Annotated in this window: 17 protein-coding genes; 8 read left to right on the forward strand and 9 right to left on the reverse strand. The window is 42.4% G+C overall.

The annotated features are described in order from the left end of the window. Positions 1-163 precede the first annotated feature (163 nt). The 4 genes from ACZ48L_RS05875 to ACZ48L_RS05890 all read left to right on the forward strand — a co-directional run bounded on the left by ACZ48L_RS05875 (position 164) and on the right by ACZ48L_RS05890 (position 3,472). Positions 164-757 carry a hypothetical protein gene (locus ACZ48L_RS05875; RefSeq protein WP_008823369.1) on the forward strand — a complete coding sequence of 198 codons (594 nt, stop codon included), beginning with the start codon at positions 164-166 and terminating at the stop codon, positions 755-757. A gap of 553 nt (positions 758-1,310) precedes the next feature. Continuing rightward, positions 1,311-2,096, forward strand: coding sequence for a polysaccharide deacetylase family protein (locus ACZ48L_RS05880; RefSeq protein WP_025792601.1), 786 nt, complete (start codon positions 1,311-1,313; stop codon positions 2,094-2,096). Then, positions 2,093-3,037: a glycosyltransferase family 2 protein gene (locus ACZ48L_RS05885; RefSeq protein ID WP_025792600.1), complete on the forward strand. Its 945-nt coding sequence runs from the start codon at positions 2,093-2,095 to the stop codon at positions 3,035-3,037. Before ACZ48L_RS05880 ends, ACZ48L_RS05885 begins: the two co-directional genes overlap by 4 nt. Before the next feature lie 12 nt (positions 3,038-3,049). Then, on the forward strand, positions 3,050-3,472 hold the full coding sequence (locus ACZ48L_RS05890; protein ID WP_008823372.1) for a GtrA family protein: 423 nt from the start codon (positions 3,050-3,052) through the stop codon (positions 3,470-3,472). A 323-nt stretch (positions 3,473-3,795) separates the two neighbouring features. On the opposite strand, the gene ACZ48L_RS05895 is transcribed toward ACZ48L_RS05890, so the two are convergent. From ACZ48L_RS05895 to ACZ48L_RS05910, 4 genes are read right to left on the reverse strand one after another with little or no spacing between them, the layout of a single operon-like run. Beyond that, on the reverse strand, positions 3,796-4,938 hold the full coding sequence (locus ACZ48L_RS05895) for a glycosyltransferase family 4 protein (protein ID WP_025792598.1): 1,143 nt from the start codon (positions 4,936-4,938) through the stop codon (positions 3,796-3,798). Then, on the reverse strand, positions 4,931-6,112 hold the full coding sequence (locus tag ACZ48L_RS05900; protein ID WP_464721965.1) for a glycosyltransferase family 87 protein: 1,182 nt from the start codon (positions 6,110-6,112) through the stop codon (positions 4,931-4,933). The genes ACZ48L_RS05895 and ACZ48L_RS05900 overlap by 8 nt, the downstream gene beginning before the upstream one ends. Positions 6,113-6,117: 5 nt before the next feature. Continuing rightward, complete coding sequence (locus ACZ48L_RS05905) at positions 6,118-6,924, reverse strand: glycosyltransferase family 32 protein (RefSeq protein WP_262499724.1); 807 nt, start codon at positions 6,922-6,924, stop codon at positions 6,118-6,120. A 3-nt stretch (positions 6,925-6,927) separates the two neighbouring features. Then, on the reverse strand, positions 6,928-7,818 hold the full coding sequence (locus ACZ48L_RS05910) for a glycosyltransferase family 2 protein (protein ID WP_036869947.1): 891 nt from the start codon (positions 7,816-7,818) through the stop codon (positions 6,928-6,930). 218 nt (positions 7,819-8,036) lie between these two features. Here ACZ48L_RS05910 and ACZ48L_RS05915 point away from each other — a divergent pair, with 218 nt between their 5' ends. Continuing rightward, positions 8,037-8,822: a glycosyltransferase family 2 protein gene (locus tag ACZ48L_RS05915; RefSeq protein ID WP_025792596.1), complete on the forward strand. Its 786-nt coding sequence runs from the start codon at positions 8,037-8,039 to the stop codon at positions 8,820-8,822. 525 nt (positions 8,823-9,347) lie between these two features. Here the strand turns inward: ACZ48L_RS05915 and ACZ48L_RS05920 are convergent. From ACZ48L_RS05920 to miaB, 5 genes are all read right to left on the reverse strand, one after another. Beyond that, positions 9,348-10,163, reverse strand: coding sequence for an O-fucosyltransferase family protein (locus tag ACZ48L_RS05920; RefSeq protein ID WP_025792594.1), 816 nt, complete (start codon positions 10,161-10,163; stop codon positions 9,348-9,350). Next, complete coding sequence (locus tag ACZ48L_RS05925; protein WP_025792593.1) at positions 10,160-11,134, reverse strand: lysophospholipid acyltransferase family protein; 975 nt, start codon at positions 11,132-11,134, stop codon at positions 10,160-10,162. Before ACZ48L_RS05925 ends, ACZ48L_RS05920 begins: the two co-directional genes overlap by 4 nt. Then, positions 11,131-13,104: an LTA synthase family protein gene (locus ACZ48L_RS05930; protein WP_148295457.1), complete on the reverse strand. Its 1,974-nt coding sequence runs from the start codon at positions 13,102-13,104 to the stop codon at positions 11,131-11,133. Before ACZ48L_RS05930 ends, ACZ48L_RS05925 begins: the two co-directional genes overlap by 4 nt. 40 nt (positions 13,105-13,144) lie before the next feature. Further along, positions 13,145-15,004 carry an ABC transporter ATP-binding protein gene (locus tag ACZ48L_RS05935; RefSeq protein ID WP_025792590.1) on the reverse strand — a complete coding sequence of 620 codons (1,860 nt, stop codon included), beginning with the start codon at positions 15,002-15,004 and terminating at the stop codon, positions 13,145-13,147. A gap of 485 nt (positions 15,005-15,489) precedes the next feature. Continuing rightward, positions 15,490-16,818, reverse strand: a complete 1,329-nt coding sequence (gene miaB / locus ACZ48L_RS05940) for a tRNA (N6-isopentenyl adenosine(37)-C2)-methylthiotransferase MiaB (RefSeq protein ID WP_025792588.1) — start codon at positions 16,816-16,818, stop codon at positions 15,490-15,492. Between the two features lie 390 nt (positions 16,819-17,208). Here miaB and ACZ48L_RS05945 point away from each other — a divergent pair, with 390 nt between their 5' ends. The 3 genes from ACZ48L_RS05945 (at position 17,209) to ACZ48L_RS05955 (ending at position 19,568) form a co-directional block, all read left to right on the forward strand. Further along, positions 17,209-18,459 (forward strand): peptidase U32 family protein, encoded by a 1,251-nt coding sequence (locus tag ACZ48L_RS05945; protein WP_025792586.1) that lies wholly within the window; start codon positions 17,209-17,211, stop codon positions 18,457-18,459. A 139-nt stretch (positions 18,460-18,598) separates the two neighbouring features. Next, positions 18,599-19,015 (forward strand): SufE family protein, encoded by a 417-nt coding sequence (locus ACZ48L_RS05950; protein ID WP_008823385.1) that lies wholly within the window; start codon positions 18,599-18,601, stop codon positions 19,013-19,015. A 1-nt stretch (position 19,016) separates the two neighbouring features. Next, positions 19,017-19,568 carry an RNA methyltransferase gene (locus ACZ48L_RS05955; protein WP_025792585.1) on the forward strand — a complete coding sequence of 184 codons (552 nt, stop codon included), beginning with the start codon at positions 19,017-19,019 and terminating at the stop codon, positions 19,566-19,568. The last annotated feature ends 160 nt before the right edge of the window (positions 19,569-19,728 follow it).

The raw sequence follows: 19,728 nt of genomic DNA on the forward strand, positions 1-19,728 counted from the left end.
ATTAGGACATACCTTCCCAAAGATGCACATCTTTATTTATAAGGAGAATAATCTAGGTTTTAGAATATGACAAGATGATTTTATAAAAAAGTTTTTTACCTTTGTAAGCATCTACTAAGTACATCTATAAACATTATTAAACTAAAAACATAAGACAATAATTATGAAGACTTTAAACTTGAGACTCATATTGTTAACAGGACTATTTCTGTTAACAGGGACACTGACTGCCTCTGCACAAGAGGAACAATCACGTGACAAGAGTGTCTACCTGGAACTGTTAGGACCCAGCATGATGGTTGGAATCAACTATGATGCACGCTTCAAGGAGGGTTCTCCATGGGGCTATCGTACGGGTCTGGGCTTTGGATATTCCGAGTCTAACTGGTTCTTTGGCGACGCTACATCAACCCGCGTATACTCTATTCCGTTGGAAGTAAACTATCTCATCGGAAAGAGAAAGAGCAAACTTGAGTTGGGAGTGGGTGTAAATGTTGGGTTATACAATGACCATTACCGCGTAACTCAATATGAGGCCCCAAGCAACCCATCTGGTTCTTATGTTGCAAAGACCGTTAGCTTTTCGGAGAATAAGGTGAGTGCATTTGGCTATACAGACGTAGGTTACCGCTACACCTCCACCCGTGGCTTCCAATTCCGCGTGGGTCTGACAACTGCATTGACGCTTGATAAGACCCGACAGAGTGCCCACACGGTGATGGCAGCCCCTTATATCAGCTTTGGAAAGGCATTTTAAGACATTTCAAACACACCTTATTATATATAGTAACAGCACATCTGTTTTCAGATGTGCTGTTTGTATATTATTCCCGTAAGGGGATCTTAAATGACACTGAAGCCCCTGCTGGATTATCTTTTAAGAAGTTACGACATCTTTTCTTCTGAGAAACAGCCCCTTTAGAACCATATAACTCCTGTCCATCTGTGGTGTTTCTGTATTCTTTCAACTATACATTGCCATCGCTTCAGTAGCTATCGGGGAGACGTTAAGCGCTTAGCACGACTGGTGCTTACCATCAACTCCATATGTGCTGGGCTGCAACACCATTGGTGCTAGGCTGCAACACATCAGAAGAAAACGACAACAAACAGGCTTTCCAACCGCCACAAGGTGTGCTGTAAGGTGTTAATGACCAACGAATAAGGAACGTTTTTACGAACCAGTGACAATTATGTAATACACAAAGGCAATACCCGACAACTTAAATTTGACATCCTTTACTATAACAATAGTTACAGATAAGATATTTTATTGTAACTTTGCAGGAGAATAAATAAAGGAAACTGAAATGATATTGCTGAGCTTTGACACGGAAGAGTTTGATGTTCCACGCGAACATGGGGTAGACTTCTCACTTGAGGAGGGCATGAAAGTATCCGTTGAAGGTACAAACAAGATCCTCGATATACTGTTGGCTAACGACGTACATGCCACATTCTTCTGCACAGGAAACTTTGCTGAACATGCTCCAGAAGTAATGCAACGCATCAAGAACGAGGGACATGAGATAGGATGTCATGGTGTTGACCACTGGAAACCACAGCCGGAGGATGTGTTCAAGTCGAAGGAAATCGTAGAACGAGTAGCTGATGTGAAGGTCACTGGCTACCGTCAGCCACGCATGTTCCCTGTCTCTGACGAGGATATAGAGAAGGCTGGATACCTTTATAACTCATCTCTGAACCCTGCTTTCATACCAGGTAGATACATGCACCTTACCACTCCACGCACCTGGTTCATGCGTAATGAGGTCATGGAGATACCTGCCAGCGTCAGTCCTCACCTCCGTATCCCGCTCTTTTGGCTTGCTTTGCATAACTTCCCCGAATGGTTTTATCATTGCTTAGTACGTCAGGTACTGCGCCACGATGGATACTTTGTTACGTATTTCCACCCTTGGGAGTTCTATAACCTCAAGGAACATCCTGAATTCAAGATGCCTTTTATCATCAAAAACCATTGTGGTCATGAGCTGGAACAGCGACTCGACCGTTTTATCAAGGCAATGAAAGCAGATAAACAGGAGTTCATTACATTCACAGAATTCGTCAACAGACAGAAGAAACAGAAATGATAACACTCGCAACAGTATCCCCTTGCTACAACGAAGAGGAGGTTTTGGAACAGTCGGCTGCCCACTTAACAGCACTCTTCGACGATCTTATCGCTCAGGGAAAGATATCCAATGAATCGGTCATCGTGTTTGTCAACGACGGTAGTCGTGACCGAACATGGGAGATTATCAGCCGTCTTCACAAGCAGAATGCCCGTATCCGTGGTATCAACCTTGCACATAACGTGGGACATCAGAATGCTATCATGGCTGGAATGATGACTGCTAAGGACTGGGCAGACGCTGTTATAACGCTGGATGCCGACCTTCAGGACGATTACAAGACATGTATTCCGCAGATGGTGGACGACTTTCAGGCTGGGAATGACATCGTTTATGGTGTGAAAGTATCACGAACAGCTGACCCACTACTGAAGCGTATGTCAGCACAAGCCTTCTATCGGCTGCAAGAAAAGATGGGAGTGAACAGCATTTTCAACCATGCCGACTTCCGATTGATGAGCCGTCAGGCGCTCGAGATGCTCTCGGGCTATAAGGAACGTAACCTTTATCTGCGCGGTCTCATCCCTTTGATTGGCTTAAAGTCCACAACTGTTGACGACCATATCCGCGAACGGGAGGCGGGACACTCAAAGTATACCCTGCGAAAGATGCTTAACCTGGCATTAGATGGTATCACTTCCTTTTCTGTCAAACCTATCTACTACGTCATTTACTTGGGAATCATCTTCCTCTTCATCAGTCTTGGTATTGGTATCTACGTCATTCACGCTTTCATCAACCACACAGAAGTACCTGGATGGGCATCTCTGATTCTTAGTATATGGTTCGTTGGGGCTATGCTGATGATCTCTTTCGGTGCTGTAGGGCTGTATATAGCGAAGATATATGAGGAAGTGAAGCAACGCCCACTGTACAATATCAGTCAAATACTTGATTAACACTCCAATCAGATGACGCTGCATACGAAAGAAATATGGCTACATTGGAGACAGGACTTCTGGCGTCTGTTCCGCTTTGGCATAACAGGTACGCTCTGTTCGCTTATCCATTATGGTGTCTATTGCCTTTTTCTGCTGTTCACTAATACCACGATTGCTTACACAGCAGGCTACTGCGTGGGCCTCATCTGTAACTATGCACTGACAACTTACTTCACTTTCAAAGGTAAACCTACGAAGAACAATGCTGCAGGCTTCGTGGGTAGTCATGTCATCAATTACTTATTAGAGATAGGACTGTTGCAGTTCTTCCTGTGGTTAGGCGCAAGTAAATGGCTATCGCCTATACTTGTAATGGTTATAGTCGTACCTATCAACTTCCTTTTGCTGCGTTTTGTGTTCGTGAAGAACAACCATAAAAAGCTAAAAGGATAAAAGGGCAAAAAGATAAAAGCCCTCATTCACTCCTCTTTTTACTATGGTTCAGATTCAGAAAGGATAGACTTTGCATTCGTTTATCCCGTATTCTGTATTGTTTTTACACGTGACTTTTCACTTTATCTAAGCGTGATAAAGTATTATCTAAGTCTGATAAAGTATTATCTAAGCGTGATAATTAATTATCTAAGCGTGATAATACAAAAACACACGTGTAAAAACAATACAACACAAGGGCTAAAAGAAGCCGAAACGCATGCAGAATAAATATGAAACGATAGATAATGAGAAGGAAAAGGGCTACAATAGCATACTCACACTTATCCTTTTGTAGCCTTTCCTACCCTCTCATAAGACTTTATAACCTGTGAAGCGACGTCCTGATTCTCAAAACGCTTCACATATTGACGGCTCTTCCCAACCATTTGAGTTCGCTTTTCGATAGCTGAAAGGAGGGCTGCTGCAGCTCCATCAGCATCATCGGGACCAATGTAAAGGCAATCTGGACCACCTGCTTCCTCCAAACAACTGCCCGTAGCAGCCACTACTGGCAAGCCACTTTGTATGGCTTCGATGATGGGAACACCAAAGCCTTCATAGCGAGAAGGATAGATGAAAGCTTCAGCCTGGCTGTAGATAGCAGGTAGGAGATCGTTGGGAACACCTTGAAGGAAGTGTACCCTATCTGTCAAGCCTAACTTACGAATGGCTGTATCAAGCTGTTTCTGATACTTCGTCTGCCTTCCAACGATGACAAGATGCAACTCTGAAGGTAGCTTTGCCATGGCTTGAATACCCAAAAGAATATTCTTTCGTGCCTCAACCGTACCTACATTAAGCACGTAACGCTGTGGAAGTTGATACTTCATCCGCGCTTCCTGCAGTTTATCCTGAGGTACAGGCTGACTGAAGCGGGTACCACAACTCTGATAAACGAGGTCTATTCTATCCTCTGGGAAGTCACCATAATATAAGATATCACGCTTCGTACACTCACTGATGGCAATGATACGTGTTGCTTCACGCAGTGTCTTATAGAACTTGCGCTTATAGAAGAATACGTCTATGGGCTGATAGAACTCTGGATGACGTAGGAAAATAAGGTCGTGAATGGTGACTACACCAGGGATACCTGCCGCTGACAAACCTTGGGGAAGCTCACCTGAGAGTCCGTGATACAGCTCTACACCATCACGCTGAAGGTCCTTCACGATACCCTTCATGCGCCATAGATCACGCTGAAGACGGAAGTGCAGATGGTCAGGATAGCAGAAGTGCACGTTCTCCCTTCGTTCAACCTGATTCCGAAGATCGTCTCTTCCAGCATCGGGAGCATAGAGCAACAGTTCTGTGTTAGGCATCAGCGGGGCAAGATCATTGATGAGCGTACGCCCATAGCTGCCCAATCCTGTTCCGTTCCTCACTATTCGTTTGGCATCATAGCCTATAATCCTTTTATTCATGAGCTTCTATTATTTCGTTCGTAGCATAATCCTTCGTGCACAACTCGTAACAAAGCCATAACCAAAGAATACTGATTGGCAAAGCACGGAGGGCATAAGGCTTGATATACTCCTCTCGAATGAACTTAGGGAACAGGTCACTACTACCCATTCCAGAGAGGATAAAGACGAAAATCATCAATGCTATTGCCCACTTTCCACGCTTCCATGGTGCTGCAGTGTACCATATACAAACGCCTAACAAGGCTATCACGTATCCACTTGCTTCACTTCCCGTACTGAAAAGAATCACAAACAAGAGTACCGAGGCAAGGATTGTCTCTCGGAAAGCAAGGTTCTTATACTGTGAGAAACGGAGATAAGGAAGGGCAAAGAGTGCCATTCCAGGAAGAATAAGCCACAAATCAGAATAATTTGTAAAGCCCGTTGTACGTCTGACGAGCCCTAATAGAGATATATTCTGCTGAATAGAGCCAAGGTTTTCAGCATTCTTTTCCACCAAACAAGTAAACCACTCGTGGTATTGTTCAATGACATAAGCAGGCGAACTGATAACCATTGGTGCACAAAAGAGTACGACTGACCATATTGCAAGCCACATCAAGAAACGCAACTTGTGCCGAGAGAACAGGAAGAAAGCCAATCCCACGATACCATATAGCTTCACCAACGTACCTAATACAATGAAGAAAGCAGCCCAACAATCCTTCTCTTTCTCTATAAGGAAGAATGAAGAGAGTATCATTGCAGCTACAGCAATATTGAATTGCTGCATAAACAACGCCGTTGGAAGCGTTATTCCACAGAACCAAAGTATGAAGATCTTTTGCTTTTCATGGAGTCCTGAACGAACAATAGCCACATATAGCCACGCAGTAAGGAACACTAACCATAGTAACATACCTGCCCATAGAGGTAAAAGGGCAAAGGGTGCGATGACAAGTGAGAAGACTGGACCATAATGATTCACGTCCCCGTACTCTGCAGGGTAGGCTGCATAGAGTGAAGTTTGGTTCACTGTGTGCCAGTAAACACCACGGAAAATAAGGAAGTTATTGAAACTTCGATTGTACTTGAGCATCCCTGCAAGGGCAATGACAAACCATAAGCCCATCAGGAACCATCGATTGGAGAGTAAGGGGTGATGTAAGAGTTGCTTTATTCTATCCTTCATTACATTTATTTCTTTGGAAACAGGCAAGGGATGTTCCTTTTCAACCATCTACTTAACTTCTCCATCGGTGTCCGTTTCCAGCTATGTGCACAATAATGGATAGCATATGAAGCAGGTGTTGCCTCATATTTATTACCTGCAAAGATCTCAGAACGGAACACCATCATATTGTCTTCGAGTGGCTGATCTTTATCCAAATACTTGAAACCATACTTTTCCATCACCCGAGCATAGACAAATGGTGAGATAACTCCCGTACCATTTGAGCCTTCAGGATAGATAAACTCACGCTTCTCATAGTCATCCAACACGTCTTTCACAAACTGACAGCCAGCTTCAGAACCCATCACCGCTGCCTGAATCTGTATCCCTGAGACAAAACCTTCCTTGATACGATTACCCTTATCATCGATCATATCTATCGCTCCAGTCATCTCTATCTGCTTTGGATGATACTCCAATGAGGTGAAGAACTTATAGTTTAGGAATTCATCAAATGACTTTAAGACCTTTACATCAGAGTCAAGATAAACACCACCTTCAGTATAAAGTGCATACATACGTATATAATCGGATGCAAAAGCCCACTTACGTTGTTCGAAAGCTTCGCGTACATAAGCAGGAGCCTTTGACATATCAAAGTTCTCAGTGTTCCATAACTTTATCTGATAGTCGGGCAACACCTTCTTCCAAGTGTCCATACACTTCCGTATCTTATCGGGATACGGATCGTTGCTGAGCCAGCAGTAATGAATGACTTTTGGTATCATAGCTATATGGTTATTTACGTTTCTATTCTTATTTAGTGTTATTTATCAATCTTCCCAGATGTTCTTGATACGGACATCACGCAGAATCGTAAGCACTTTCTTTACCTTACTCCTGAAAAGGTCAGCCTTTAAGTGTACCGACATATCCCGAACTTCGTTATAAGGTTCGCCCCTCTGGAGGACATCACGCATGAAAGAGGAAGAGGTTATGCCCCATTTACGAAGGAACTGTGTGCTTCCATCGTTCTTTACTATACGATGAGTGGAACGTGCTTCGAAGTGATAAACACGGCTACGATCGATTCCTTTGAACAGCCGAACACCTGCTTTCCACAGCTTAGCAGAGAAGTCTGGGTCTGAATACATACCTGGGCTGAACTCAATGCTATAGCCTCCTACAAGGTCCCACACATCACGATGAACGATGTTAGGTGGCCATGTAGAACCTTTCCAATCGCCATGTGGCAGTGTAGCATACTCCTTCAACAGTCGTTCCTCATCAAAATCGTCAACACTCTCACCGTAATTAGCTGGTGCAATCACGCTCTTATCATAGAATGGACGTGGCTGAATAAGTGTTGAAGAGAAGAAGAACATGTTATCAGGTTGCTGCTTTATCTCCTCAAACAAAGCCTTATCCCAATCTGGACACACATACATGTCATCATTCATATAAAGGATATAGTCCGTTGATACCAATGAACGCAACTTATTCAAGGCAAAACAAACGCCTATATTCTCATCAGAAGCCGTATATTTCAGCCCCTGCTCTTCAACCCACTGCCGTGTTCCGTCACTACCATCATTGATATGAATAAGTATTTCGTGCTCATAACAAGAGTTCTTTCTGATACTTTCAATACACAGTTTCAGGAAAGACAGATTATTCCAAGTAGGAATCAGAATCGAAAAAAGAGGCTTAACAGTATTGTCCATACCTATTATTATAGTGTTGACCAGACTATTCCTCACCCAAAGATGAGATGATTAAATCAAACAATGCCACCCGATGTACATAACACTTAGCTACTATAAAGAAAATAGTGCCTATTCTGAAGCCTGTGCTATCTGCTTTTTAGTAAGAAAGATTATGTTCTCTTTTTCAGTTAACATAATGCAAATGTACAGAAAAAAATCGTATCTTTGCCCATAAGATGGAAAAAAAAGAAATATCAGTAGTAATCAATACCTACAATGCAGAGAAATTTCTGCAGCGTGTTCTCGACTCCGTTAAGGACTTCGATGAGATAGTTGTCTGCGATATGGAGAGCAATGACCATACCGTAGAGATTGCTAAACGTGCAGGATGTAAGGTTGTTACCTTCCCCAAAGGCAATCATACCTGTGCCGAACCAGCTCGAACCTTTGCCATACAGAGTGCCAGCAGCCCATGGGTACTCGTCGTTGACGCTGACGAATTGGTGACACCAGAGCTGAGAACGTATCTCTATCAGCATATCAACAAGCCTGATTGTGCGAGAGGTCTTTATATTCCAAGGCAGAACCGATTTATGAATATCCTTAAAAAGGGCTTCTCCAAGGACTACCAGCTACGCTTCTTTATCCGTGAAGGAACCGTCTGGCCTCCGTATGTGCATACCTTTCCACAAGTACAAGGGACTCTTGAACATATCGACAACCATCTTCACAATGTCCAACTGATTCACTTAGCAGAGAACTATCTGGCTGATATGCTGGAGAAATGTAACCGTTATACTACTGACGAAGTCCTCAAGAAGAAAGGTAAGAACTATGGAGTCGGTGCTCTACTCTTCCGCCCTTTCTGGCGTTTCTTTAAGTCTTACGTTATGAACGGAGAGATAAGAAATGGCATTACCGGCTTTATTGATAGTGTCATGACAGGTTTCTACCAGTTCATTCTGGTTGCAAAGGTAATTGAAGCAAAGATAAAAAAGCAAACAGAAGAGGAACAGGAATAAACGAAAACCATCTTATAAGAACAGAGGGTATATACATAAAAGGTATATACCCTCTGTCGTTTAGGTTCGGCTTTACATCTTTCTTCTTATGTGCTGCAGCCTAGCACCATTGGTGTTGCAGCCCAGCACCAGTGGAGTTGATGGTAAGCACCAGTCGTGCGGAGTGCTTAACACCTATCCGCAAGAGTGTTTAACACCCATGAGCAATCGTGTTTAACACCGTCCAATACTACCCGATGCAAAAGTAATGTATACTTATAGGAAAGTAGAAATTCTAAAGTTGCTGTCACTACCGTCATCTTATAACACCACGTAAAGCGTTTATCACTAAACACTTATATGAAATGTTAATAATGACAGCAACTAAAATGAAAACTATAATAGGGATTTTATAGAGTGTTTTCAGTCTCAAACAAGCATTATTAGGAGAAGTAGAAAGTACTATGTTGAAGCAGAAATCTCAAACTATAAGACTTCATATTGATACACTTGTATAAAAAGTAAAAGGAGGAAAGTCCTGGTTTATCAAATAATATGGCGGAAAAGATAATCGAAATGAGCGAAGCTCTCTATCCGAACTGGCTCATCAGCATCTTTTATCCAGCATAATGGTGTGTCGTGATACATAGATGCTACGAGAGTAAAGGTGCTCGGTGCTCCCATCAGATAGTCACAATGAGACAACAGACAGAGGTCTTCACCGGGGTTACCTTGTGGGAAAACAACATTATCTTGTCCAAAAGCTGTGCCATAAGCCTGCTTGTTGAGCTTTGGATCATTGCCACAAATATAAACGATAACACGCTTATCAGAATGTAAAAGGATAAACTGACGGATAAGCTTGATCATCTGCTGGTCGTCATAGAAGAACTTTCCATTTTGCCATGTAGCATAATCTCCACGTCGGATATGTACCCCCAGTCGGATAACATCTCCCCCTTTGGAAGTTTTAAGTACAGCCTTGACAGTCCTCTCTATACCTTCATCAAAAGCAAACAAAGACAGAATCTCCTGCTTATACTGTAAAAACAGGTCATACCATCGGGCATACCACCCTTCAGCTACGAGCCATCCATGCATCATCTTCTGTTCCTTTGCAGATAAATCTTCATCAGATGAGTCAAAACTAACTGTCGGTATCAACCCCAACTTTGCTGCATACTTTGCAAAAAGATAGACTGCGAAATTGTGCCAGCGGGTCTTACTGATATGGAAATACTGATACTTATAAGCAAAACGCATAGAAACAGTACTTCTACCATGCGCTCTTCCCCAGGCATAAAGGTGCCCGTATTGCAGGATGTTATTACACATCCGCCCCTTGTCCCTTACAAATATCATAGGTTATTCTTCCTCTTTAATATCTCTTCCAACGGGTCTAAGCTCACACGCCCAGTCTCTGGATCATATCTAAGATTGAACTCTTCATGTGTACGCTTCCATCGTTTATGACTCCAAAGATACAATTCTGGTTGACGTTGTATAGTTTTTTCCAATCGCTTAAAGTACTCATCAGTTATTTCCCAGTCCTTATATTTCTCTGGTTCGGTGGTTATCAACTGCATGTCACACCGATAATGTCCTCTGCTGATACGTGACACATCACCATAGAACACAGCCTGTTGGGTTTTCTTTATGATGCGTTCGCTACCAGTAAGGACTGGAGTATCATGGTTCAGGAAAGGTAACCAATGGTGAATATTGTTCCAGAATGGAGCTTGATCGGAGATATATCCGATAACAATAGGCTGCTTTTTCTGACGGAAATCAATGATACGACGCAGTGTTTCTGCCATCGGTATGCAGATGGAACCCTGCTTTTCACGTACCTGTTTGAACAGTTTATCAAAACGTTCGTTCTCTAATACATGATAAACCTGGCAACATTGTCCTTTCTCGGAAACCCATAAAGGGAGTGATGTGATAAGCTCCCAATTGCCATAATGCCCAAGGTAGACAGCACATGACACTCCCTTTTCAAGCAGAACATTCATCTGGTCTGTTCCTGTAAACACCATCCGCTTACGCAATTCACGCCTACTCATCGTCATGAGCTTGATGGTTTCAACCAGATAATCGCAAAAATAACGATAGAAGTCACACTCTATTCGTTGTAGTTCTGCTTCATCTTTCTCAGGAAAACTCTCCTTAAGATTCTTCCATATCACCTTATGACGATACTTAACAACCCTCCCGACAAGCAGATAAAGAGCATCCGAGAAGACGTAAAGTACACACATAGGCAGTAATGACATGGCATACCAAAAGCCATAAGCTAACACATAGGCTATATAGGAGAGTACTTTTTTCATTTTGCAAGCAGTTTATCATGCACCATTCGGTACATATATTGATAAATAATGGCTTTCAATTCTGTTTCCATCTGTGCCTGTTCCTTCACCTTCCCCACAAGGTTATGCTTCATAAGGAGGTCAGTCAGCTTATACATCCCAATCACTTTATTACCATCAAACTGCATAGTGTATCCATGCTTTACATACTGATAGATACCATTAAGATAGTTGACAGCATACGTATCATCGTTCGGTGTGGTCATAAGATCGCATCCAAATGACAGGAAAGGTTTGTTATAGTTCAGTATGCTCAGCACTGTTGGCAGGATATCTATCTGCTGTGCGATACCATTACGCATACCTGGCTTCACCAATTCCTGTGAAGGATCATATATAATAATAGGTGAACAGAAGCCACCAATGTCTGTTTGGTACTGCTGATGATCACTAAGATTGGTGTGATCACTGGTCATGACGAAGATAGTATTCTTAAACCAAGGCTGCTTACTGGCCTTCTCAAAGAACTTACCAATGGCCATATCCGTGTAACGAATGCATTTGTGCATGACAATTCCTTCTTCAGGATACACCTTCTTATACTTTTCTGGGATGATATAAGGTGTATGACTGCTAACAGTAAAGCATGTTGTCATGAACGGTTGCTTCATTTCTCCTATCTTCGTGCACCAATATTGCAAGAAAGGTTCGTCCCAAATGCCCCAATGACCATCGAAATCGTCATCCTTGCCCTTGCCAAAACGTGGATCAGCATCATAATCCTGACGGCCGTAATACTGCTGAAATCCTGTCTTATTGGCAAATGCCAAGAATCCCATAGACCCACGATTGGCACCGTGGAAGAAAGCTGTGCTATACCCTTCTTTGGACAACAAACCTGCCATACTTGTATAATTGTTCATTGAAGCAGGAGTAAGAACAAATGGCTCTTTGAACATTGGAATACCACAGAGTACGCTTGGCATACCGTCAATACTCTTTCTTCCGTTGCAGAAGGAGTAATACCAAACGGCGCTTTTCTCTATAAGCTTGTCCACATTAGGTGTATATCCTTTGTATTTACCCCCAAAATACATCTTGTTCAGTCCACCGATATACTCACGACCGAAGCTTTCTACAATAAGAACCACCACATTCTTATGACGGAAAGGGCCTGTTGGAGTAAGCTTATGGATAGGTGTAAAGATCTTAGCTGCCTCTTGTTCCGACTTGAAATAACTGGGAACAGTAAAGACATCCTTACCTATCGTACGCATCAAGGCAAACGGTGTGTTGAGAACAATGGCACAATCAGTGGGTCGATCAACGTATTGATTAGCATTATTTATGGTGATTGGACGTACACCAGTCTCCAATCCACCACGACAAGCACCAACTCCCAGAGGTACACAGATGACCAATGCAAGAAGTTGTACACCTGCAAAGCGTAGCTTTTCAGATCTCTTTGTAAACTCCTTTACGTTTGTTTTAGGCATATAATACAACTTCCACATACCCCATATTACTACGATTGCAAGTAAGACGAGGTACCAATGCACCAAGAACTCACCCCAAAAGACATCTCCGAGGTTCGTTTCATTACGGAATTCACGGAACACACTGGTTGTTGTGCGCCTTAAAGTATATGGAAAATAAACTGAATCACACAAGTTAACAACAAGACTGATGCTGTTAACAACCACGAAAACCCATTTACATAGCTTATGATAAACTGCATTTTCCTTTTGCCAGAAGGGCAAAAGCATTAAAACAATGTAAAGAGCGTTGGAATAAACAATGGCAGAACGGTCAAACATATACCCTCCACCGAATATCCTTAACAGGTAAGAGAACGATAAATGCTCTGAGAAATAACTGAGATTCTCTAAAATAAACTCTATTCGTGAGATGTTATAGGCCACGAAAGCAATTAGTAAATTGACTAATAAAGCAACTATAGGACTAAATGTCTTACTTAACTTCATATCCATTTTCAAATTGATTTATTACCCTTTTCTTTATTACTAATGATTATATCTCCTGCATATCATGCAGTTTCTTATAATATCCGTTCATTTCCATGAGCTTATCATGCGTACCTCTTTCTACTATTCTACCCTCATGCATCACGCAAATCTCATCAGAATTCTTAATAGTTGATAGTCGATGAGCCACTGCAATGGTCGTTCGAGTCTTCATAAGACGGTAAAGTGCATCCTGAACAAGTCGTTCACTCTCCGTATCAAGTGCTGATGTAGCCTCATCAAGGATAAGGATTGGAGGATTCTTAAGGATGGCACGCGCAATACTTACACGTTGGCGTTGTCCTCCAGAGAGCCTACCGCCACGGTCACCAATATTCGTATCATACCCCTTCTCACTGTGCATGATGAAGTCATGGGCGTTGGCTATCTTCGCAGCTTCAATGATCGCCTCTTCAGAAGCATTCGAACCAAAGGATATGTTATTCTTAAAACTATCGTTGAAGAGGATTGCTTCCTGGTTAACATTACCAATAAGCTGACGCAAATCATGCACTCCTAGGTTCTTTATGTTGATTCCATCAATGAGAATCTCACCTTCTTGAACATCATAGTAACGAGGTATCAGATCTAACAAGGTAGACTTTCCACTACCACTCTGCCCAACCAAAGCAACCGTTTTGCCCTTTGGTATGACAAGGTTTATATCCTTCAACACCCAATGCAACACTGAATTACCGTCTTTATCTTTCTCATCAGTATAAGCGAAGCTGACATGGCGGAATTCTATCTCATGTTCAAAAGCATTGATGTGAACAGGATTCTTCGGCTCCTGTATCTCCACTTCAGCCTGAAGAATCTTATCAATACGCTCCATAGAGGCAAGTCCTTTAGGAATATTATAACCTGCACGGGAGAATTCCTTCAGTGGATTGATGATACTATAGAGGATAACAAGATAATAAATGAAAGTCGGACCACTAATAATTGGATACTGGCCAAGGACAAGTGTACCACCAAACCACAGCACAACGACAATCATTACTGTTCCCAAGAACTCACTCATAGGGTGCGCAAGTTGCTGACGGATATTGACACGCATGATGTCATTGCGATACTGTGAGTTGATTTTATCAAAGCGTTCATCCATTAAGTCTTCTGCGCAGAAAGCCTTAATAACACGTAAACCACCCAAAGTCTCCTCTACTTGACTCATGGTATCACTCCACAATGTCTGTGCTGTGATACTGTTCTGCTTCAGTTTACGACCAACAAAGCCCATGAACCAACCAAAGACTGGAACAAAGATAAGTGTAAAGAGTGTCAACTGCCATGAGATAATAAGCAAAGTGACAAAATAAATCACTATAAGAACGGGGTTCTTGAACAACATATCAATAGAAGACATGATGGAATTATCCACCTCTTGTACGTCTCCACTCATACGAGCAATGATATCTCCCTTCCTTTCTTCACTGAAAAAACCCAGTGAAAGAGATGTTATTTTCTGGTAAAGCTGGTTACGAATATCACGAACGACACCCGTTCGGATAGGAATAATAGAAGCAGAGGATAAGAAATAAGCCCCAGTCTTGAGAAAAGTCATGAAGGCAAGAACCAATCCAATAGCTAATAAGACAGTCGTAGGTCCCCAGCTTGTAATATAAATCTGCGTATAATAATCAGCATTGTTGGATAAAACATCCTTAAAAGAACCCTCACTCCACGACATAATACGTGTTGCTCCTGTTCCAGCATCAACCTTAAAGAGTATCTGAAGGAGTGGTATGAGCGTTGCAAAAGAGAAGATATTGAGAAGTGCCGATAAGATATTAAAGATTATCGACATTACAAGGTACTTCTTATAAGGTGGTACAAACCTTAGTAATACGTGTATAAATTCCTTCATAGACGCTTTATGTGCTTATCCAATTTTCTATTTTTACATCTGGAATCCTTCCTAAATGACCCACCTTATCAGTAACAAGAATACAATCATCTGTCACTGCTGTTGATCCTATCAGTAGATCAAAGTTTTCAATAACAAACCCTCACTGACGTAACATTGCCTTATTTCTGCCAAATAACGATACTGCATCTGACACTGAAAACACCTCAAACAGCTTTTCCAAATTATGGATTTCTTTAAAATATTTCTACTGTTTAGTGTTGTAAACGCCATTATAAAGCCCAGCTATTGTGACCTCAGAAAGCATCTAATGTTCTATCCCAATCTCTTTTATATTATCTGAGATATGGTAATAAGCCTGAAGTGCTCTATGCATCTATGCTACTGCCTTACTTTTATTGTTTGGATTCCTCTGTGCAAATATAGCTATTAAATAGCAAAACCGCAAAATATTTTGCGGTTTTATCTTCTTATCAACAACACGTTTATACTTCTTCTCCGAAGAGAGTGGCGCTGGTTGAACCCGTAATACGTACTCGAACGGTCTCGCCGATATGGTGATTGCCACGTGCTATGACCACGGCTTTATTCTGCGGAGTGCGTCCCATGAGTTGTTCACGACTGCGTTTACCAAACCGTTCGATGAGTATATCAAACTCTTTTCCCTCATCTTTCTTGTTCTGTTCAGCCGAAATCTCTGTCTGAAGACGAATTAACTCATTCAAGCGACGTATCTTTTCATCCTCAGACACATTATCAGGCAAGTGCTTTGCCGCATAAGTGCCGGGGCGTTCAGAGTATTTAAACATGAAAGCAGAGTCAAATCCCACCTCACGCATCAATGAAAGTGTCTGCTGAAAGTCCTCTTCCGTCTCATTATGATAGCCGATAAAGATATCAGTTGTCAGTCCACAGTCAGGAATAAGTCGACGAATGACAGCTACTTTCCGCAAGTAATCCTCACGAGTATACTTACGATTCATCAGCTTCAATACACTATTACTACCGCTCTGTGCTGGGAAATGAATGTGATGGCAGAGGTTTGGTTCTGCTGCAACAGCCTCAATGATATCTTCAGTCATATCTTCAGGGTTGGAAGTAGTGAAGCGTACACGCATATCAGGCACACTCTGCGCTACCTTCCGCAACAGTTCTGCAAAAGAAGTTCCGTTCTCTGGGCGCTTACCATTGGGTAACAGACCATACGAATTGACGTTTTGTCCGAGCAACGTTACCTCCTTGAAGCCCTTATCATGCAAATCCTGCACTTCCTTAAGGATACTTTCCACATCGCGTGAGCGCTCCCTTCCACGTGTGAACGGTACGATACAATAATGGCAGAAGTTGTTACAACCACGCATGATACTAACGAATCCTGACACACGATTACCACCAATACGCTGTGGAATGACGTCTCGATAGGTCTCAGTGGTTGATAGTTCTATATCCATAGCGTTCCTTCCGTTCTCACACTGCGCTATCATATCTGGTAGATTGAGGTAAGAATCTGGACCACACACAAGGTTAGCGTGGTGATTCTGTATCAAATCATTCCTCACACGTTCTGCCATACAACCCAGAACGCCCAAAATCAGTTCACGTCCCTTCCGTTGTTCAGCATGTAAAGTGTCAAGTCGATTATATATTTTGTTCTCTGCATTCTCACGCACAGAGCATGTATTAAGGAAGATTGCATCAGCTTCTTCCTCGTTCTCACAGACATCATAGCCTGCCATCTTCATCACTGAAGCCACAACTTCAGAGTCTGCCACGTTCATTTGGCAGCCATATGTCTCTATATAGAGTTTCTTCATCCTGTTTTATCCTCGCTAAAATTAAGCATGCAAAGATACAAAATAGTTTGCAGATGGGCGAAGAACACTCTGACTATTTGCTGATTAGCACCTCGCAATGCTATCATTCTGCATACATATATCCTATGTATCAGTATGTCAAAGACCATGTATCAAAACGTTGAAACCATCCCAGAGAATGATAGAAGACAATGTATCAAATATGACGTAACGCTCCATAATGCTGCGTGAAGCATATGGTTTATTGTTTTCAAACATATCGCTTATGCCCTTTTCTCGATTATTTTGAGTAACTTTGCGGCTGATTTTCAGTCGCTGACTGCAACAAAGGACAGTATAACCCCTATACTTTTGATTATATAAAAGCCCTAAGAAAAAGATAAAAAGACGATGAACAAGAAGATAAATGATTATGAAATAATGGCGCCTGTAGGCTCACGTGAGTCGCTGGCAGCTGCCATACAAGCTGGAGCAAACTCCGTTTACTTCGGCATTGGGAAGCTGAATATGCGTTCACACTCTGCCAATCACTTCACCATTGATGACCTCAATGAGATTACAGAGACGTGTAAGGCACACGGTATCCAGACCTATCTGACGGTAAACACTGTCATCTACGGTGAAGATATCACAACGATGCACGAGATTATTGATGCTGCAAAGGCTGCAAATATCACTGCCGTAATTGCCAGTGACGTAGCTGTTATGATGTATTGTAGGCAAGTGGGCGTTGAAGTTCACCTCTCCACACAGCTTAACATCTCAAACATTGATGCCCTGAAGTTCTATGCACAGTTTGCTGATGTTGCAGTATTGGCTCGTGAACTGAACATGGATCAGGTGAAAGAGATACACGAACAGATTCTGAAACAGAACATCTGTGGTCCAAAGGGTGAACCGATCCGCATTGAGATGTTCTGCCATGGTGCCTTCTGCATGGCCATATCAGGCAAATGTTACATGAGTCTGCATGACGCAAACCGCTCTGCCAACCGTGGCGAGTGCGTTCAGATATGTCGACGTAGCTACACTGTGACCGATAATGAGACGGGAAATCAGCTCGAGATAGACAACAAATACATCATGAGTCCTAAGGATCTGAAGAGCGTTCGCTTCATTGATAAGATGATGGATGCAGGTGTTCGAGTGTTCAAGATTGAAGGTCGTGCCCGTGGACCAGAATATGTTCACACCGTTGTCAGCTGCTATAAAGAAGCCATAGAGAGTGTTCTTGATGGCACTTTCACCGAAGAGAAGAAGGATAAGTGGGATGAACGCCTCTCAACAGTCTTCAATCGTGGTTTCTGGGATGGCTATTATCAAGGACAGAAGATGGGCGAATGGACCAAAGAATACGGCAACAAAGCTACAGAGAAGAAGGTTCTCATCGGTAAAGTGATGAAGTATTTCTCTCGTTTGGGCGTTGCTGAGATAGCAGTCGAGGCAAATACTTTTGCAAAGGGTGAGAAATTGCTCATCACAGGTAATACTACTGGAGCTATGTTCCTCAATGCTGACGAGATACGTTACGACCTCAAACCCGTTGAAGTGGCTGAACAAGGATGGCGTGTCTCTATCCCTGTACCTGATAAGGTGCGCCCTAACGACAAGCTGTTTAAGTTGGTTAAGAGTAAATCTTAGGAAGTAAAGAAGTCAAAGGAGTTAAGATTGCGAAGCCAAAAGCCTCATCCCAATACGGATATAACCGTTTTGGCTACATCATCTTTAATCCCTTTAGCTCCTATAACTCCTATAACTTCCAAACATATAATAAAGAACTATGACAATAAACGAAGCACAAGACGCCGTAATCGAGGAGTTCTCAGACTTCACCGATTGGATGGATAAGTACCAGATGCTTATTGATCTGGGCAATGAACTGGAACCATTGGACGAGCAGTACAAGAATGAACAGAACCTGATTGATGGTTGTCAGAGTCGTGTATGGTTGCAATGTGACGAGAAAGATGGTAAGCTCGTCTTCACAGCCGACTCCGATGCGCTCATAACTAAGGGCATAATAGCCCTTCTGATACAAGTGTTGGACAACCATACTCCGCAAGAAATCATTGATGCCGACCTCTATTTCATTGATAAGATTGGTCTTCGACAGCATCTTTCACCCACTCGTAGCAACGGTTTGCTGTCAATGGTGAAGAGAATCAAGGCCTATGCGCTGGCTTTCAGCTTAAAGTAATATGCGGAAACTACGCACAATCGAAATGAATCGCCTCTCTATTGAGGAGTTCAAAGAGGCTGATAAGCTGCCACTCATCGTTGTTTTGGATGATGTACGGTCATTGTATAACGTGGGAAGTGTCTTCCGTACGGCTGACGCTTTCCGTGTTGAGGCTGTCTATCTATGTGGTATCACTGCCACTCCACCCAATGCAGAGATACACAAGACGGCACTTGGCGGTGAGAACTCCGTCGACTGGCGATACTTCAAGACGACAGAAGAAGCCATTGAGGAGCTGCATCAGCAAGGAGTTTGTGTGTACAGTGTGGAGCAAGTAGAGCATTCTACTAAGCTACAGGACATGTCTTTAGACACACTTTGCTCTAATACAGGCAATACTCGTTATGCTATCGTCATGGGAAATGAGGTAAAGGGAGTTAAACAGAGTGTTGTTGACATGAGCGATGGTTGCTTAGAAATCCCACAGTTTGGTACGAAACATTCTCTTAATGTGAGTGTCACAGCAGGTATTGTAATATGGGAATTTGCCCGACAGGTGCTCCTTAAATAATATTACCACCAAACGGTAATATTCCCCATAGGGTAACTCTACACCATAATATACTGTAAAACAAAAAGTTAAATACCATTCAGTGCTATGTATCGCACATGAAGTGCGACAAAAAAGTGAGAAGTTTTTTGGTTATAAACCAAGTAACTTCTCACTTTTT

It is taken from the genome of Prevotella histicola (assembly GCF_055385135.1).

What these genes read in the sequence shown, in the direction of transcription:
- ACZ48L_RS05875 (WP_008823369.1), top strand. Translation starts at nt 164, where the DNA reads ATGAAGACTTTAAACTTGAGACTCATATTGTTAACAGGACTATTTCTG.
- ACZ48L_RS05880 (WP_025792601.1), top strand. Translation starts at nt 1,311, where the DNA reads ATGATATTGCTGAGCTTTGACACGGAAGAGTTTGATGTTCCACGCGAA.
- ACZ48L_RS05885 (WP_025792600.1), top strand. Translation starts at nt 2,093, where the DNA reads ATGATAACACTCGCAACAGTATCCCCTTGCTACAACGAAGAGGAGGTT.
- ACZ48L_RS05890 (WP_008823372.1), top strand. Translation starts at nt 3,050, where the DNA reads ATGACGCTGCATACGAAAGAAATATGGCTACATTGGAGACAGGACTTC.
- ACZ48L_RS05895 (WP_025792598.1), bottom strand. Translation starts at nt 4,938, where the DNA reads ATGAATAAAAGGATTATAGGCTATGATGCCAAACGAATAGTGAGGAAC.
- ACZ48L_RS05900 (WP_464721965.1), bottom strand. Translation starts at nt 6,112, where the DNA reads ATGAAGGATAGAATAAAGCAACTCTTACATCACCCCTTACTCTCCAAT.
- ACZ48L_RS05910 (WP_036869947.1), bottom strand. Translation starts at nt 7,818, where the DNA reads ATGGACAATACTGTTAAGCCTCTTTTTTCGATTCTGATTCCTACTTGG.
- ACZ48L_RS05915 (WP_025792596.1), top strand. Translation starts at nt 8,037, where the DNA reads ATGGAAAAAAAAGAAATATCAGTAGTAATCAATACCTACAATGCAGAG.
- ACZ48L_RS05920 (WP_025792594.1), bottom strand. Translation starts at nt 10,163, where the DNA reads ATGATATTTGTAAGGGACAAGGGGCGGATGTGTAATAACATCCTGCAA.
- ACZ48L_RS05925 (WP_025792593.1), bottom strand. Translation starts at nt 11,134, where the DNA reads ATGAAAAAAGTACTCTCCTATATAGCCTATGTGTTAGCTTATGGCTTT.
- ACZ48L_RS05930 (WP_148295457.1), bottom strand. Translation starts at nt 13,104, where the DNA reads ATGGATATGAAGTTAAGTAAGACATTTAGTCCTATAGTTGCTTTATTA.
- ACZ48L_RS05935 (WP_025792590.1), bottom strand. Translation starts at nt 15,004, where the DNA reads ATGAAGGAATTTATACACGTATTACTAAGGTTTGTACCACCTTATAAG.
- miaB (WP_025792588.1), bottom strand. Translation starts at nt 16,818, where the DNA reads ATGAAGAAACTCTATATAGAGACATATGGCTGCCAAATGAACGTGGCA.
- ACZ48L_RS05945 (WP_025792586.1), top strand. Translation starts at nt 17,209, where the DNA reads ATGAACAAGAAGATAAATGATTATGAAATAATGGCGCCTGTAGGCTCA.
- ACZ48L_RS05950 (WP_008823385.1), top strand. Translation starts at nt 18,599, where the DNA reads ATGACAATAAACGAAGCACAAGACGCCGTAATCGAGGAGTTCTCAGAC.
- ACZ48L_RS05955 (WP_025792585.1), top strand. Translation starts at nt 19,017, where the DNA reads ATGCGGAAACTACGCACAATCGAAATGAATCGCCTCTCTATTGAGGAG.